Origin of the sequence: Piscibacillus salipiscarius JCM 13188 (genome assembly GCF_001311865.1) — a bacterium.
Taxonomy (GTDB): Bacteria; Bacillota; Bacilli; order Bacillales; family Alkalibacillaceae; genus Piscibacillus; species Piscibacillus salipiscarius.
In genome coordinates this window covers 77830-94134 of sequence record NZ_BBCD01000005.1, presented here as the reverse complement: position 1 = coordinate 94134, position 16305 = coordinate 77830, and the positions used below count along the sequence as shown (strand labels likewise).

The following is a 16305-nucleotide window of genomic DNA, read 5'->3' as shown; positions in this document are numbered from 1 at the left end:
AGGTGGCCATTCATGAACCGTGAAGAAGCTGCGAAGAAAATTGAGTATCTTAAAGATGAACTTAATCAATATAACTATGAGTATCACGTATTAGATAACCCAACTGTACCCGATCATATTTATGATGAGAAGCTTCATGAGTTAATTGGACTTGAAGAACAGTTCCCTGATCTTTTAACGGAAGATTCTCCAAGCCAGCGAGTTGGTGGTGAGCCGTTAGATAAATTTGTAAAGGTTGACCATGAGGTGCCGATGCTCAGTCTAGGTAATGCCTTTGGTGAAGATGATTTGCGTGATTTTGACAGGCGCATACGTGAGCAGGTCAATAACTATCGCTATGTATGTGAGCTGAAAATTGATGGTCTAGCTATTTCATTAACGTACGAAAACGGGAAATTTGTTAGAGGGGCAACCCGTGGCGATGGGAAAACAGGCGAAGATATTACGAATAACTTAAAAACGATTAAAAGTATTCCTCTAAAAATAAAAGAAGAAGAAACGATAGAAGTTCGCGGGGAAGCTTACATGCCTAAGAGGTCGTTTCTCGCTTTAAATGAAGCCAGAGAACAAGAGGGACTTGAAGTTTTTGCGAACCCTAGAAATGCAGCTGCAGGGTCTTTACGGCAGTTAGATCCTAAAATTGCGGCTAAGCGTAACTTAAGTATGTTCGTCTATAGTGTCGGCAAATGGGAAGCAGGTTCAATAGGAAGCCATAGTGAACGATTAGAATACTTAAACAAGCTAGGGTTTAAAACGAATCCAGAGACGCGTACATTTGAAGATATTGAAGATGTGATTAAGTATACGGAAGAGTGGACGTTAAAACGTAGTGAACTTGATTATGAAATTGATGGCATCGTGATTAAGGTTGATTCAATTGATCAGCAAGAAGAGCTAGGCTTTACCGCGAAAAGTCCGCGTTGGGCAATCGCTTATAAATTTCCGGCTGAAGAGGCCGTAACAAAACTTCATGATATCGAACTAAGCGTTGGCAGGACAGGTGCCATTACACCTACAGCAATTCTAGAACCCGTACAAGTGGCTGGTACAACAATATCTCGTGCCTCGTTACATAACGAAGACTTGATTATCGAGAAGGATATTCGTATTGGAGATACTGTGGTCATTAAAAAGCAGGTGACATCATTCCAGAAGTCGTGCGTGTCGTTGAAGACGAACGTACAGGGGATGAGAAAGTTTTCAGAATGCCTGAGAATTGCCCGGTTTGCGGAAGTAAAATCGAAAAAGTCGACGACGAAGTTGCCTATAGATGTTTAAACCCGAACTGTGAAGCTCAGCTCAAGGAAGCTGATCCATTTTGTTTCGCGTAATGCGATGAACATTGATGGTTTGGGTGAGAAAGTGATTGAACAGCTTTTTGATAATGACTTAATTCATACCATTGCGGATTTATATAAATTAAACCGAGACGATCTATTAGAGCTTGAACGAATGGGTGAAAAATCGGTATCGAATTTACTAACTGCCATTGAAGCTTCAAAAGAAAATTCACTGGAGCGCTTATTGTTTGGCTTAGGTATTCGCTACGTAGGTAGTAAAGCGGCCGACACATTAGCCTCTCAGTTTAAATCAATGGACCAGCTCATAGATGCATCTGCTGAGGACCTTGAGGAAGTACCAGAAATCGGTTCAAAAATGGCAGAATCAATTGCGACGTACTTCGATAAACCTCAAGTTCAAGAGCTTATAAACGAACTGAGGAACTTAGGACTAAATATGGAATATTTAGGTGGAACAGTGGACGTCAGTACGGACTCAATCTTTTACGAAAAAACAGTCGTCTTAACTGGAAAGCTTGAGCAGCTGACTCGAGGAGAAGTGAAAGAGCGTATTGAAGCTTTAGGTGGTAATGTAACAGGAAGTGTCAGTAAGAAGACAGACCTTTTAATTGCCGGGGAAGATGCAGGTTCTAAATTAGATAAAGCGAAAAAGCTAGACGTTGAAGTGTGGAATGAGCAACAACTGATGGATGCACTCGATGCATAGGGAGTGGAAAGACATGAAGAAGTTAGCAATATTATTATCAGTTCTTCTCATCGTATCCGCCTGTACACCACAATACGAATCGGATGAAGAAGTCGTGCAGGAAGAGGAAGAAACGAATCCAGAAGAACAAACAACTAAAATTATTCCGAATCGGTATAATGAGGACGACTATCAAACTATTGTTCCTTATAAGCCAAGTGCAGCTAGAGGTACGATTACAGGCCAGGTTGCAAATGGGTACGATGTGGATGAATTAGAACTTGGGTTAATTAGACATGCGAAAGATACGTTTTAGTCCGGATGACTATTTATTTCAAGAAGGACAGTATCTAGATGAAGGAACGATCTTTGACTGGATTGACTCACTAAATCCTCCGAATAAGAACAGTAAAAAGAAGAAGTATCATGAAGAGAATCCTAGGATTTTCTCGCACGTTTTAGAACACAATTATCTCGTGCGGACAAAAGATAACCGAGTTGAATTAGGCGGCATTGCAATAGGGATTGCGTTAAAATCTGAATACTCATTCAGCATCGAAGGAAACTCTTATTCAACTGATATTAGCTATGATGAAATGTTGTCAAAAGGTAAAGAGGTAACGAATTCTCTTTTATCTAGAATTAGGGATATTGAAGAACTAGAAAATGTTCCAGTAATGGTTGCTTTATACCGTGAAAATAGTAACAATGCGATTATTCCAGGTAATTTTGTTGCCAAAACAGTAGTTGAGCCGTTATCACAACAAGTTCAGGATTGGGACAGCATAAATGAAAACCATGTATTGTTTCCATCTGATGAAGCTCAAGAGAACTACTATGATCAATATGAATTAATGAATGAATTCACTCAACAAGTTCAAACATTTTTCCAAATTATACAGGTGTCATTGGACGAGGGTTCTATGAAGGGGATCAATTACGGAATATGTCTATTAATATTCCAATTGAATTTTATGGTCAACAAGAAGTTGTGGCTTTTTCACAACACTTGTATAGCTTAATTATTGAATATTTCCCTACTTCTTATGATGTTGAAATAACTGTGGAATCGCCGAACCAGCAAGAGGCGTTAATTTATCGGAAGGCCGGCGAAGAGAATCCGAGTGTACACATTTACGAATAATCTAAAATTTTTGATTTGATTGACTGACACATTTCGTTTAAAATAGACAATGGAAGCGCTACAATAGCGGTCAAAAACGAATTAAGGAGGCTTTTAATATGGTACAACCATATCGTCATGAACCATTTACAGATTTTACTCTTGAAGAAAACAAAAAAGCAATGGAAGAAGCTCTAAGCCTTGTAAAAAGTGAACTCGGTAAAGAGTACCCACTAATCATTGGCGGAGAACGTATCTATACAGACAATAAATTAACGTCATTTAACCCAGCTAAGAAAGACGAAGTAGTTGGTTATGTATCTAAAGCTGACAAAGAGCTTGCAGAAAAGGCGATGCAAGTTGCGGATGAAACATTCGAATGGTGGAGAAAATCGACACCAGAAATGCGCGCTGATATTCTATTCCGCGCAGCAGCAATCGTACGTCGTCGTAAGCATGAATTCAATGCTTGGATTATTCACGAAGGCGGTAAGCGTGGAAAGAAGCAGATGCAGATATCGCAGAAGGTATTGACTTCCTAGAATACTATGGTCGTCAAATGCTAGAAATTGCGAAAGATAAAGAGATTAATAGCCGTCCGGTTGAAAATAATCGTTTCGGATATATTCCATTAGGTGTAGGTTTAGTCGTTTCACCTTGGAACTTCCTATTCGCTATTATGTGTGGTACTGCAGTGTCGCCAATGGTTACAGGAAATACTGTCTTATTAAAACCTGCAAGTGCAACTCCAGTTATTGCTTACAAACTAATGGAAGTATTAGAAGAAGCAGGTATGCCAGCTGGCGTTATTAACTATATCCCAGGTAGCGGTAGCGAAATCGGTGACTACCTAGTAGAACACCCTAAAACACGTTTCGTAAGCTTCACAGGATCTCGTGATGTTGGTACGGGTATTTTTGAGAAAGCTGCAAAAGTTCAACCAGGCCAAAAATGGCTAAAACGTGTAGTTGCTGAAATGGGTGGTAAGGACACGATTGTCGTAGATAGCGATAGTGACCTAGAATTAGCAGCTGAATCAGTTATGAACTCTGCATTTGGTTTCCAAGGACAGAAATGTTCAGCATGTTCACGTGTTGTAGCGCATGAGGACGTTTACGATGATTTATTAGAGCGTGTTAAAGAACTGACTCAAGATATCACAGTTGGAAATACAACAGATAAGAACTACTTCATGGGACCAGTTATCGACCAAGGTGCTTATGATAAGATCATGGGTTACATTGACACTGGTAAAAATGAAGGAAAGTTAGTATTCGGTGGAGAAGGAGACGACTCGAAAGGTTACTTCATTAATCCAACAATCTTTGCTGATGTGGATCCTGAAGCAACCATTATGCAAGAGGAGATCTTCGGTCCAGTTGTGGCTTTCACTAAAGCAAAAGACTTTGATGAAGCTTTAGACATTGCAAACAACACGGATTACGGTCTAACAGGTGCAGTCATCTCTAACAACCGAAACCACTTAGAAATAGCTAGAGAAGACTTCCACGTAGGTAACCTATACTTCAACCGTGGCTGTACAGCAGCAATCGTTGGTTACCATCCATTTGGTGGCTTCAACATGTCAGGTACAGACTCTAAAGCTGGTGGACCAGATTACCTTTACAACTTCATGCAAGGTAAAACAGTTTCAGAGATGTTATAAAAAAGATTAGAAACTAAAAATTTAGGTTATATCTTAAATATAGATGTATAAAATGGGTAAAGGGTAGGAATTGAAGACTCAATTCCGTACCCTTCCCGCAGTTTATGCCACAAGGAATGTGGCTAACGGAAACCCATTACGCAAATGTGACGCGCTGTCTTGCTTCCGCCAAAAGCAAGGCAGCTTCTTTTTGCCAATAAACACGAACATTGGCAAGACGATCACAGGTGTATCCGACATAGTTGTCAGCCCACCTACCACCGCCAGTATTACAAAAGTACTTTCGTAATACTTCACTTTATACCCCTCCTTTCATCGTTCCTATTCGCCAACGACAGGACCAGGGCTAACCACTACCTTGCTTTATAAACTGCTTGCCATAATTATAACAATATTCAGATAATTAAACATGATAAAATAGTATGGTTATATTTAAAGATTTTACTAACCGGTAAAATATAACCATAGGGGTGATATAACTAGCGTTATATTTTGAATCGGTGATAAAATGTTGATTTATAGGCGTTTCAATGATTGTTCATTACATAAATGAAATACTTTAGTTAAATGTAACTAATTTAACTAGTTCATATTTACTTGTTCAAGTTTTTGTATCGATAGACCTATTTGATTAAAAAGGTATTGGTTTATTGGTTGAGTTAGGGTAAAATTTTAATTTTAAGATATTTTTGTTTACGATAAAACAAAATCTCGATACCAATAATAAGTACCTTTAACGATTTTATCAGTCAATTTCAAGTCGACTTTTTGTTTAAACAATGGCCCATCATACGTAAAGGTGTGAAATTCACCATTCTCCCCGCAAGGGTCAACGTCTTTAGGAAGTTCATTTAACAAACTTTTATCTATGACTCTACCTAAAAAACGCCTTAGGGACTTTATTCGGATCAAGTGTTGTGATGGCGGTTTTATAACCCAATTGAATAAATTCTTCTATTAGACCGCTCGTTGGTTCGTCCCATAATGGAAATAAAACATCTACTGGTAATCCCTCAAGCTGCTTTTCGCGATAATCTCTAATATCTTTTAAATTAATGTCTCCAAATGCAACATGGGTCACTCCATCTTGAATCGCTTCATTCATCACATCTGACATGGCCTTCTCGTATACTTCGTTTGGGCACGGGTCAGGTAAGAATACCTTTTTAGCGGGTAGGTTAAGAGCTTCTATTTGTGCCTCAATCAATTCATTACGAATGCCGTGTATACTGCTACGATTATAGTCTTCACTCATTGTAATTAACAGGTTAGACACTTCATAATTAGGATTATTTATTAATCTATGAAGCGCTAATACGGAGTCTTTTCCGCCGCTAAAAGATAGCATCACTTTATTCATCAAATTCACCTCGAGGTTGATTTTATCTTTAGTTTATCATCTGAGTGTTAAATTGTTCTATAAAAGAATCCAATGATGCTATTACTTATCAATATGAAGAGATAAAATAACCCTCTGCTTATGCAGAGGGTAGAACTTTATTTTGTAGCAGACTCTTGATAGCTCTTCACTAAATCATCAACTAACGATCCGACATAATTAACGGCTTTTTTAATTGGTTCAGGCGATGTCATATCAACGCCTGCATACTCCATTAGTTCTTGTGGTGTTTTAGTGCCACCTGCTTTTAAAACTTCTAACCAGCGATCAATAACAGGTTGGCCTTCTTCTTTGATTTTTCGTGAAACTAACGTTGAAGCGGTTAATCCAGCTGAGTACGTATATGGATATAATCCCATGTAGTAATGCGGCTGGCGCATCCAAGTAAGCTCAGCACCCTCATCTAGCTCAACAGTATCCCCCCCAGAAGTTCTCGAGTGCTTCACGTTTTGTTGTTTTAACACTTTAGCTGTAAGCGGGACGCCTTTTTCAGCTAGGTCATATACTCGGCGCTGGAATTCACCTTCTAATAAATGAGTCACAAAGTTGTGATAGTAAGTACCAAGTAATTGCAAGATAATCCAGCGACGCATACGGTCATCATCACTATGTTTGGATAAAAGATGATCTGCAAGAAGCATTTCGTTCATCGTCGATGGTGCTTCAACAAAGTATGTTGATGGACGTGTATTAAAGATTCGCTGATTTTGGTTAGCTAGATAGAAATGTCCAGCATGGCCAAGTTCGTGTGCTAGAATGAAGCCACCACGCATGGCACCTGTCCATGTTAATAAAATATATGGATGTGAACCATAAGGGCTTGCGCAGAATGCACCTGTTGATTTACCGACGTTATCAGCGTAATCCACCCAGCGTTCACTGAGTCCTTTTTTCATAATCTCAGTGTACTCAGGCCCCATGACAGATAAGGCTTCTAAAATAGTCTCGCTTACTTCTTCATAAGTTGTTGTCGGGTTAAATTCAGGATCAAGTGGTGCTTTTAAATCCGCAAAGGTCATTTTATCTAAACCAAGAACCTCTTTCTTTAGTTTGGCAAACTTGCGCATGTGCGGAGCTAGTTCTTTTTGAATGACATCTAATTGATTGTGGTACATCTCTTCGTTAACTTTTTGGGGTTGAAGTAACATTTGAGTAACGTTTTTATAACCGCGTGCTTTAGATAATTGAACTTGCTTTTTAACTTCTGTTGCATAAGTTGCCGCGTACGTGTTTTGGTATTGTTTTAATGTGTTAACGAATGAATCATAAGCACTTCTACGGAGAGTTGTATCTGAAGATAATTCATATTCATCTTCGAATAACGCAAAAGAGTTCGGATAAGTTTCGCCATTTGCCTCAAAGTCATCAAACTGCATATCCGAGGATTTACTGCGCTGATAAATGGTATAAGGTGCGCTATGGACTTCACTTAAAGAAGCTAACACCTCTTCTGTTTCTGGTGATAGAGTGTAAGGTTTATATTTTAGTAGATCTTTAAGGAAATTTTCATATTCTTTTAATTCATCATGTTCTTTGAGATATTTCTCAATCGTGCCATCTGGTAATGCTAGAATTTCAGAGTCGACAAAGCTCAATGCTGCTCCAACCTGCGCAAGTGTTGAGGCAACTTTACCTGAGTTTGATTGGTTGTCAGGGTTTGTACCGTCTTCAGATGAACGAAGGTTGGCATAGGTTGCGACAGGAACGATTTTTTCATGGAGTTTAGCTTGCTCTTCTAAGCAATTGTACAATACATCAGGTCCTTCACCTAGCTTCCCTTTGTACTGCAATACATTGGATACGGAACCTTCAATCTCCTTAAGAGCTGCTTCCCAATCTTCTGTTGTTACGAACAAATCATCTAATTTCCAAGTTTGTTCGACTGGTACTTCGTGACGTTGTAATCTTGTTTTTGCCATTTGAATTCCTCCCCGTAAAATTTATTTCGGAATACTAAGTATTATAAAACAAAATGAGTCTGTTGTGTTAAATATGACAGAATTTTTATAAGAAAATAAATATTCAAGTCAATTTCAGTCTTGAGTCGGAGAATGATTCGTTCTAAAAACGGCTGAATTTTTGGAAAAATAAGTTATAATAGGTTGTATTAGGGAAAAGGGGGAAGGTTAATGCTAAGCAAAACAGTCGTTCAAGATATCTTGAATGAAGCGTTAAGTACTGGTGGCGATTTCGCGGAAGTTTTTGTCGAGGATCGATTAACGAATAATTTGTCCTTACAAGGTGGATTAGTTGAAAATAGCTTGTCAGGTCGAGACTTTGGAGTTGGCATTCGCGTGTTTAAAGGAATCCAGAGCACATATACATACACAACAGATTTTGCAAAAGAAGGATTATTGAAGGCAGCGAAAAAGTTGCGCAGACGGTTAAGGGTGACGCTAAACTATCATTAACAGAGTTGGACTATCATAAAGCAAAGGTGCTTCATCCAATTGAACAAATGCCACAGTCTGTTAATAAAGCACGTAAAGTGAATGTGATGAAAAAAGTCCATGAAGCGTCCAAACGGTATAATGAATCGATTTCACAAGTTCGGATTCGATTAAAAGACGAGGAGCAGAACGTTTTGATCGCAAACTCTGAAGGAACATTCGTTGAGGATCAACGTGTGAGGAATATCCTTGTCGTGCAATCAGTTGCTTCTAACGGGAGTCGAATGGAAGAAGGATATATTAACTCAGGTGCTTTAAGTGGAATGGAGCATTTAGAAAATTTGAATCTTGATTTTTACGGCAATGAAGCCTCACGGATCGCAGTAACAAATTTGAGTGCTGACCCGTGTCCGAGTGGAAACTTTCCGGTTGTCATTGATAATAAGTTTGGCGGAGTTATTTTCCATGAAGCATGTGGTCATGGATTAGAGGCAACATCTGTTGCGAAAAATAAATCTATTTTCTCTAATAAGGTAGGCGAGAAAGTCGCTTCTGACTTAGTGACATATATTGACGATGGAACACTTCAAAATGAATGGGGCTCTATTAATATCGATGATGAGGGTGAGCCTGCGAAGCGCAATGTATTAATCGAAAATGGTATTTTAAAAGGTTACTTAGTAGATAAATTAAATGCTAGAATCATGGAACAAGATGTGACGGGTTCAAGCCGTCGTGAGTCGTATCGCTTTGCCCCAACGTCAAGAATGACTAATACATTTATTGCACCAGGAGAATTTAATCCTGATGACATTATTTCGAATACAGAGTATGGCATTTTCGCCAAGTATATGGGTGGCGGGCAAGTGAACCCTGCTACTGGTGATTATAACTTTGCGGCTGAAGAAGCTTACTTGATTAAAAATGGAAAAATCGACCGTCCAGTTCGCGGTGCAACGTTAATTGGTAACGGTGCAGATACGCTTAAAAAGTAGATATGGTCGGGAACAACCTTGGTCACGGAGCTGGTATGTGTGGTGCATCATCAGGTTTGATTCCAGTCAACGTTGGTCAGCCGACATTAAGAGTGAGTGAACTCACTGTCGGTGGAACAAAGGGGGAAGCGTAGATGATTATTCAAGAGTTTAAAAATCAATTATTCTCAAAAGCTAGTGAATTCGGTTTCAAAGATTATGAGTTATTTTATCAGAAGTCTGAAAGCTTTGTTTGTATGATTGATCAAGGTGAAGTAGATCAATATACGATGTCTGAAGAGGCGGGGGTATCTTTTAGAGGATTTTATAATGGGAGAATGGGCTATGCTTATAGTGAAAAGCTCGATGAATCGTCAGTAGAATTTTTACTAGACAGCGCTAAAGAAAATGCAGGTATCATCGAGGAAGAGGATTTTTCACCCGTATTTGAAGGTAGTTCGTCTTATCCAGATGAGAATTTTGAAAATGACATGGTGAATGCCGGTAATGATGAGATCGTTGAATTTACTAAAGAAGTTGAAAGGAAAGTTTATAAAGTAGACCCTAGAGTGTCGAGAACGTACTATATCGCAGCGTTTAAAGAAAAGTGCGAGAAAGCCTTGTTTAACAGTAAAGGGTTGGGATTAAATGAAGCAAAAAGTCATTTGACCTTCGGTGGAGCTGTGATTGTGAAAGAGGGCGAAGTCACGAAAACCTGTTCTCACAATGAGTATCTGAAAGAATTATCTACAGAGAGGGCCCAGGAGATAGCGGAGAAAATGGTCAAAGAAGCGTTATCTTACTTGAACTCGGAGCGAATCGCAAATAAAACGTACCCAGTCGTGTTACGGAACGACGCGTCTTCATCAATTCTTCAAGCGTTCACGCCTATTTTCTCTGCAGAAAATGTACAGAGAGGATTGTCCCTTTTAGGTAAAAAAAGTGGGTGAAACGATTGCAAACTCCAAAGTCAATATCACTGATGACCCACTAAAATCATCTGACGCATTGATGGGTCGCAATTTTGATGATGAAGGTGTCGCGTCTAAAAAAGTAAGCGTAGTAGAGTCAGGTAAATTAAAAACTCTACTTCATATTTGAAAACGGCTAAGAAGAGTAACGTTGAATCAACTGGGCATGGGTTCCGTGAATCATATAAAGATGCCTTAACTGTTCAGCCATCAAATTTTTATATTGAACCAGATGAAAATAGCCTTGATGAGTTATTGCTAGAATTAGGCGATGGCATTATGATTACTGAATTGTCAGGACTTCACTCTGGAGTCAGTGAAATTTCAGGTGACTTCTCGGTTGCAGCGAAAGGATTTGTCATTGAAGAAGGTCAAGTAAAATCAGCTACAAACCAGCTCACAATCGCCGGGAACTTTTTGACTTATTAAAAGATGTTGAAGATATAGCGAATGATATAGATTTTGCGAAAGGACATGGTGCAGCCGCGCCGTCGTTACTGGTGAAACAATTAGCTATTACGTGTGAATAGGATTAAGATGAAGCTTTTGCGTAAATGCGCAAAAGCTTTTCTTATGACCTTAAGGATCGTTAGTGGGGAAATACCCATAGGAACGAGGTTAACACCCATAGAACTTAAATTAACACCTATAGAAAAGAAAGACAGTTTTTACCCACAATTAAATTGTACAGCAAATCATGTTATTTAATCCTCGATTAGTGTTAGAATGTTATTGGGGAAAAGATTGTCACAGCAAGTCATGATTTGCTATTATTTAGCAGGTAGGGAAGTGCAAAAAAATTAATCTACCTGCATAAGGGCAACTACGTCTCTGACTTTGCCTAAAGGCTTGTCAATCGACGAGTTTACTTTATAGTATTGTGAGTTAATTTGTACGGAGGTGCAGAACATTGTCAAAAATCTCTAAAGACCAGGTCAAGCACGTAGCAAACCTTGCGAGACTGGCGATTAATGAAGAAGAAGCTGAGAAGTATAGTGAGCAGCTGAGTGCCATTATAGATTTCAGTGAGCAGTTAAATGAACTCGACACATCGAATGTTGAACCAACGACCCATGTGTTAGATATGAAAAATGTGATGCGTAAAGATGAGCCGAAAGAGTGGATCTCAAAAGAAGATGCTCTTAAGAATGCTCCGGATAAACAAGATGGTCAGTTCCGCGTACCATCCATCCTAGATTAAGGAGGTTAAGGTGAGATGTCGTTATTCGATTACACTATTAAAGAACTACAAGAGAAGTTAACTAATAAAGAAATCTCGGTTACAGATTTAGTTAAGGAATCCTATGAACAAATTAGTAAAACAGATGATGAGGTTCAGGCATTTTTAACTTTAAATGAAGAAGAAGCGCTAAACCGCGCAAAGGAATTAGATGAAGCGGGAGTAGATGCTGAACAGTTCCCATTATTCGGAATGCCAATTGGAATCAAAGATAACATCGTCACAAAAGGATTACGCACCACGTGTGCGAGTCAAATCTTATCCAATTTAGAAGATCCGTTATATGACGCGACAGTGGTGAAGAAACTTAATGATGCGGAGTCCGTTAATATTGGAAAGTTAAATATGGATGAATTCGCGATGGGTTCATCAACTGAAAACTCAAGCATGAAAAAGACACGTAACCCTTGGAATACGGATTATGTACCAGGCGGTTCAAGTGGTGGTTCGGCAGCAGCCGTTGCAGCAGGACAAGTTCCGTTTACACTTGGTTCTGATACAGGTGGCTCGGTGCGTCAGCCAGCATCGTACTGCGGTGTTGTTGGAATGAAGCCTACATATGGACGCGTTTCTCGTTTTGGATTAGTCGCATTTGCGTCGTCGCTAGACCAAATTGGACCGATCACGAGAACGGTTGAAGATAATGCGCGCATTTTAGAAGTGATCTCAGGTCAAGACGAAATGGATTCTACTAGTGCGAACGTTGACGTACCTAAATACAGCGATGCCTTAACAGGTGATGTAAAAGGCCTTAAAATTGCGGTGCCAAAAGAGTATTTCCGCGAAGGTGTCGATGAGAAAGTTAAAGAAAGCGTCCGAAAAGCATTAGGTCAATTAGAAGAATTAGGTGCTGAATGGGAAGAGGTATCACTTCCGCATTCAAAATATGCCGTTGCGACGTATTACATGATCGCATCCTCAGAAGCATCAGCGAACCTAGCTCGATTCGACGGGGTTCGTTATGGTAAACGTTCAGAGAACGCTAAAGACATGATGGACATGTTCAAAATGTCACGTAGTGAAGGCTTTGGTGATGAGGTAAAACGTCGTATCATGCTTGGAACGTTTTGCGTTAAGCTCAGGTTATTACGATGCTTATTACAAAAAGCCCAACAAGTCCGCACGCTAATTAAGCAGGACTTTGATCAAATTTTTGAAAAATATGATGTCGTAATTGGACCAACTGCACCGACAACAGCCTTCAAAGTCGGTGAGAAAATCGACGATCCGTTAACCATGTATGCAAACGATATTATGACCATCCCGGTTAACTTAGCGGGCGTACCAGGAATTTCAGTTCCATGCGGATTCCACCCTGATAACAACATGCCGATTGGTCTACAAATTATCGGTAAGCACTTTGATGAAAGCACGGTCTACCGAGTGGCACATGCATATGAGCAGGCAGCCGGTTATTATAAAGAAAAGCCACAGCTTGGAGGTGCCAAATAATGAATTTTGAATCAGTGATAGGTTTAGAAGTACACGTAGAGTTAAAAACAAAATCTAAAATTTTCAGCCCAAGCTCGAATGCTTTTGGTGATGAGCCAAATACAAACGTGAACCCAATTGACTTAGGGTATCCAGGTGTTTTACCCGTATTGAATGAAGAAGCGGTTAACTATGCGATGCGTGCCGCGATGGCGCTTAACTGTGAAATCGCAACAGATACTAAATTTGACCGCAAAAACTACTTCTATCCAGACAACCCGAAAGCGTATCAGATTTCGCAATTTGATAAGCCAATTGGTGAAAACGGCTGGATCGAAATTGAAGTTAACGGTGAGAAGAAACGAATCGGAATTACTCGCCTTCATTTAGAAGAAGATGCGGGGAAATTAACTCACGGTGATGACGGCTATTCATTAGTCGACTACAACCGTCAAGGAACACCGTTAATTGAAATCGTATCTGAACCAGATATGCGAACACCTGAAGAAGCTTATGCGTACTTAGAAAAACTGCGCAACATCATTCAGTTCACAGGCGTATCTGATGTGAAAATGCAGGAAGGGTCACTTCGTTGTGATGCGAACATTTCACTTCGACCAATTGGACAGGAACAGTTTGGAACGAAGACAGAGCTTAAAAACTTAAACTCATTTAACTTCGTACGCCAAGGGCTTGAATTCGAAGAAAAAACGCCAAGAAAAAGTACTGCGTCAAGGCGGCGAAATTTTACAAGAAACAAGACGTTATGATGAGAAATCAAAAGAGACAATCTTGATGCGTGTTAAGGAAGGTTCGGATGATTACCGTTACTTCCCAGAGCCGGACTTAGTGCCACTCTATATCGATGAAGAGTGGAAAGAGCGCGTTCGTCAGTCTATTCCAGAACTACCTGACTCTCGTCGTGAACGCTATGTTAACGAATTAGGACTTGATGAGTATGACGCGCACGTTTTAACGAATACAAAAGAAATGTCGGACTTCTTTGAAGAGACGATTGCCAAAGGCGCAGATCCAAAACAGGCGACGAACTGGCTGATGGGTGACATTTCAGGTTATATGAATAAGAAACAAGTGGAGCTTCAGGATTTAGTTCTTACGCCTGAGAGCTTAGCGAAGATGATTGAACTTATCGACAAAGGAACATTATCTTCTAAGCTTGCGAAAAAGGTCATTACTGAGTTAATGACAAATGGCGGCGACCCAGAGAAGATTGTTAAGGAAAAAGGTCTCGTTCAAATCTCTGATGAAGGTCAGCTTCGCGAGATTATTACTGGCGTTTTAGATGAAAACGAACAGTCAATTACTGACTACAAAATGGTAAAGACCGAGCTATTAAATTCTTAGTCGGTCAAGTGATGAAGAAAACTAAAGGGCAAGCCAACCCACCAATGGTTAACAAAATTTTAGTTGAAGAGATTGATAAACGTTAATCTTGAGAGGAGATGCTGGGGAATGAGTTTTACGTTCAAGCAAATTGATCATGTACAATTAGCCGCACCAAGAGGTTCAGAAGATGAAGCAAGAGCATTTTTATTGATGCTTTAGGGTTTGAAGAAGTTGAAAAGCCAGAAGCTCTTAAGAAAAACGGAGGCGTCTGGTTTCAACGTGGTGATATTCAAATCCATATTGGTGTAGAAGAACCGTTTAACCCAGCTAAGAAAGCACATCCAGCACTAGAAGTTACCAATCTTGATGAGCTCATGAAACACCTTGAAGGAAAAGGGGTTGCTTATAAACAAGATAACAAGCTGCCAGGCGCTGACCGAATCTATGTAACTGACCCGTTCGGGAATCGTATTGAAATTTTAGAATGGCAGTAAAAAGTACTTCCATTATTTATCAAAGAGGAGTATGCTTGAATTAGATAAGCAATTTACAGAAGGTGAGAGTATGAAACGAGCTCGTGTCATTTATAACCCAACATCAGGACGAGAGGCAATGCGAAAAGCATTACCTGAGGTCCTTGAAACATTAGAAATCGCAGGGTTCGAAACGTCGGCTCACGCAACTACAGGGGATGGTTGTGCAAGAGACGCTGCAAAATTGGCCTGCGATCGTGAATTTGATCTTATTGTAGCTGCAGGCGGAGACGGAACGGTCAATGAAGTCGTAGATGGTATGGCAAGGGCAGATTACCGTCCAAGACTTGGGATTCTTCCAATGGGGACAACAAACGATTTTGCGAGGGCTATACGTGTTCCACGTGATTTCAGGCGCGCATTAAAAATCATTGTTGAAGGCCATACGAAGAAACTTGATATTGGCCGAGTGAACGACCATCACTTTATGAATATTGCTGGTGGCGGCAGACTCACAGAGTTAACATATGAAGTACCAAGCAAGCTTAAAACGGTGTTAGGGCAGCTTGCCTATTACTTAAAAGGAATCGAGATGCTTCCGTCACTAAGGCCAACTAAAGTTCGCATCGAATATGATGACCAAGTGATGGAAGAAGAGATTATGATGTTCCTCGTATCTAATTCGAATTCAGTAGGTGGATTTGAAAAGCTAGCGCCACATGCGACAATGGATGATGGCTACTTTGACTTAATGATTTTAAAGAAGTTAAATTTAGCTGAGTTTGTCTTGTTAGCAAACAAAGCACTTCGAGGACAACATATCGAAGATGAACACATTGTATATGCACACGCTAATCAAATTAAAGTCACCCCAGAAGATCCATCCATGCAGTTGAATTTAGATGGAGAATACGGTGGGAATTTGCCTGGCACATTTGAAGTACTTCATAAGCATATTGAATTTTTCTTACCAAAAGAAGAGATAGAATAAAATAGAGCAATTCATTTTGGGGAAATGGTGTCCCGAATGAATTGCTTTTTTATTACAAAAACACGAATATACGTTCGTTATTTTGTTCAATTTAATTTAATTGGATCAGTACTTTGGACAAAAATAAACTACCTTGCTTAAAAGGGAAGCAAGGTAGTGAAGAAAAAAACAACTATTAGAGTAAACAGCCTTATCTTGCTCAAGGACTGCGTGGGGTGGGATGTTGGAGCATCCCACCTTATTTAAGTATATGCCACATAAATGTGACACATACAACTATTTACTTATAATTATAATCAAGACTAAGTGATTGT

10 protein-coding genes and 7 pseudogenes are annotated in these 16305 nt (G+C 39.6%); 13 read left to right on the top strand and 4 right to left on the bottom strand.

Annotated elements, in window-relative coordinates; all coding sequences use genetic code 11:
* The first annotated feature begins 12 nt into the window (after positions 1–12).
* From ligA to pruA, 4 genes and pseudogenes are all read left to right on the top strand, one after another.
* Positions 13–2007, top strand: a pseudogene (ligA, locus tag JCM13188_RS05325) (NAD-dependent DNA ligase LigA).
* Between the two features lie 13 nt (positions 2008–2020).
* Complete coding sequence (locus JCM13188_RS05320; RefSeq protein WP_054752627.1) at positions 2021–2302, top strand: CamS family sex pheromone protein; 282 nt, start codon at positions 2021–2023, stop codon at positions 2300–2302.
* Positions 2283–3130, top strand: a pseudogene (locus JCM13188_RS05315) (CamS family sex pheromone protein). Before JCM13188_RS05320 ends, JCM13188_RS05315 begins: the two are co-directional and overlap by 20 nt.
* A 98-nt stretch (positions 3131–3228) precedes the next feature.
* Positions 3229–4775: pseudogene (pruA, locus tag JCM13188_RS05310) on the top strand (L-glutamate gamma-semialdehyde dehydrogenase).
* Positions 4776–4877: 102 nt separating this feature from the next.
* Here pruA and JCM13188_RS05305 read toward each other — a convergent pair.
* The 4 genes from JCM13188_RS05305 to pepF form a co-directional block, all read right to left on the bottom strand.
* Positions 4878–5072, bottom strand: coding sequence for a hypothetical protein (locus tag JCM13188_RS05305; protein ID WP_054752623.1), 195 nt, complete (start codon positions 5070–5072; stop codon positions 4878–4880).
* Between the two features lie 396 nt (positions 5073–5468).
* On the bottom strand, positions 5469–5633 hold the full coding sequence (locus JCM13188_RS18055) for a Dph6-related ATP pyrophosphatase (RefSeq protein WP_279401426.1): 165 nt from the start codon (positions 5631–5633) through the stop codon (positions 5469–5471).
* A 16-nt stretch (positions 5634–5649) separates the two neighbouring features.
* Positions 5650–6135, bottom strand: coding sequence for a Dph6-related ATP pyrophosphatase (locus JCM13188_RS05300; protein WP_279401425.1), 486 nt, complete (start codon positions 6133–6135; stop codon positions 5650–5652).
* Between the two features lie 137 nt (positions 6136–6272).
* On the bottom strand, positions 6273–8093 hold the full coding sequence (pepF, locus tag JCM13188_RS05295) for an oligoendopeptidase F (RefSeq protein ID WP_054752622.1): 1821 nt from the start codon (positions 8091–8093) through the stop codon (positions 6273–6275).
* 210 nt (positions 8094–8303) lie between these two features.
* Here pepF and JCM13188_RS05290 point away from each other — a divergent pair.
* The 9 genes and pseudogenes from JCM13188_RS05290 to JCM13188_RS05255 all read left to right on the top strand — a co-directional run bounded on the left by JCM13188_RS05290 (position 8304) and on the right by JCM13188_RS05255 (position 15991).
* Positions 8304–9693, top strand: a pseudogene (locus JCM13188_RS05290) (TldD/PmbA family protein).
* A complete protein-coding gene (locus tag JCM13188_RS05285; protein ID WP_054752620.1) occupies positions 9694–10488 on the top strand; it encodes a metallopeptidase TldD-related protein in 795 nt (264 codons plus the stop codon).
* Positions 10481–10938 (top strand): annotated as a pseudogene (locus JCM13188_RS05280) (metallopeptidase TldD-related protein). Before JCM13188_RS05285 ends, JCM13188_RS05280 begins: the two are co-directional and overlap by 8 nt.
* A 481-nt stretch (positions 10939–11419) precedes the next feature.
* Complete coding sequence (gene gatC, locus JCM13188_RS05275) at positions 11420–11710, top strand: Asp-tRNA(Asn)/Glu-tRNA(Gln) amidotransferase subunit GatC (protein WP_054752615.1); 291 nt, start codon at positions 11420–11422, stop codon at positions 11708–11710.
* Between the two features lie 15 nt (positions 11711–11725).
* The gene (gene gatA, locus JCM13188_RS05270; protein ID WP_279401423.1) at positions 11726–13201 is read left to right on the top strand and encodes an Asp-tRNA(Asn)/Glu-tRNA(Gln) amidotransferase subunit GatA; all 1476 of its coding nucleotides are present in this window, start codon (positions 11726–11728) and stop codon (positions 13199–13201) included.
* Positions 13201–13950, top strand: coding sequence for an Asp-tRNA(Asn)/Glu-tRNA(Gln) amidotransferase subunit GatB (gene gatB / locus JCM13188_RS20455; protein WP_369404840.1), 750 nt, complete (start codon positions 13201–13203; stop codon positions 13948–13950). Before gatA ends, gatB begins: the two co-directional genes overlap by 1 nt.
* Positions 13874–14631 (top strand): annotated as a pseudogene (locus tag JCM13188_RS20450) (Asp-tRNA(Asn)/Glu-tRNA(Gln) amidotransferase subunit GatB). The gene gatB and the pseudogene JCM13188_RS20450 overlap by 77 nt, the downstream one beginning before the upstream one ends.
* Before the next feature lie 22 nt (positions 14632–14653).
* Positions 14654–15021 (top strand): annotated as a pseudogene (locus JCM13188_RS05260) (VOC family protein).
* Between the two features lie 70 nt (positions 15022–15091).
* On the top strand, positions 15092–15991 hold the full coding sequence (locus JCM13188_RS05255) for a diacylglycerol kinase (protein WP_054752701.1): 900 nt from the start codon (positions 15092–15094) through the stop codon (positions 15989–15991).
* Positions 15992–16305: the final 314 nt, after the last annotated feature.

Excerpts from the sequence above, each read along its gene's own strand:
- gatB (WP_369404840.1), top strand. The coding sequence starts at position 13,201 with ATGAATTTTGAATCAGTGATAGGTTTAGAAGTACACGTAGAGTTAAAA.
- JCM13188_RS05300 (WP_279401425.1), bottom strand. The coding sequence starts at position 6,135 with ATGAATAAAGTGATGCTATCTTTTAGCGGCGGAAAAGACTCCGTATTA.
- JCM13188_RS05320 (WP_054752627.1), top strand. The coding sequence starts at position 2,021 with ATGAAGAAGTTAGCAATATTATTATCAGTTCTTCTCATCGTATCCGCC.
- pepF (WP_054752622.1), bottom strand. The coding sequence starts at position 8,093 with ATGGCAAAAACAAGATTACAACGTCACGAAGTACCAGTCGAACAAACT.
- gatA (WP_279401423.1), top strand. The coding sequence starts at position 11,726 with ATGTCGTTATTCGATTACACTATTAAAGAACTACAAGAGAAGTTAACT.
- JCM13188_RS05285 (WP_054752620.1), top strand. The coding sequence starts at position 9,694 with ATGATTATTCAAGAGTTTAAAAATCAATTATTCTCAAAAGCTAGTGAA.
- JCM13188_RS05255 (WP_054752701.1), top strand. The coding sequence starts at position 15,092 with ATGAAACGAGCTCGTGTCATTTATAACCCAACATCAGGACGAGAGGCA.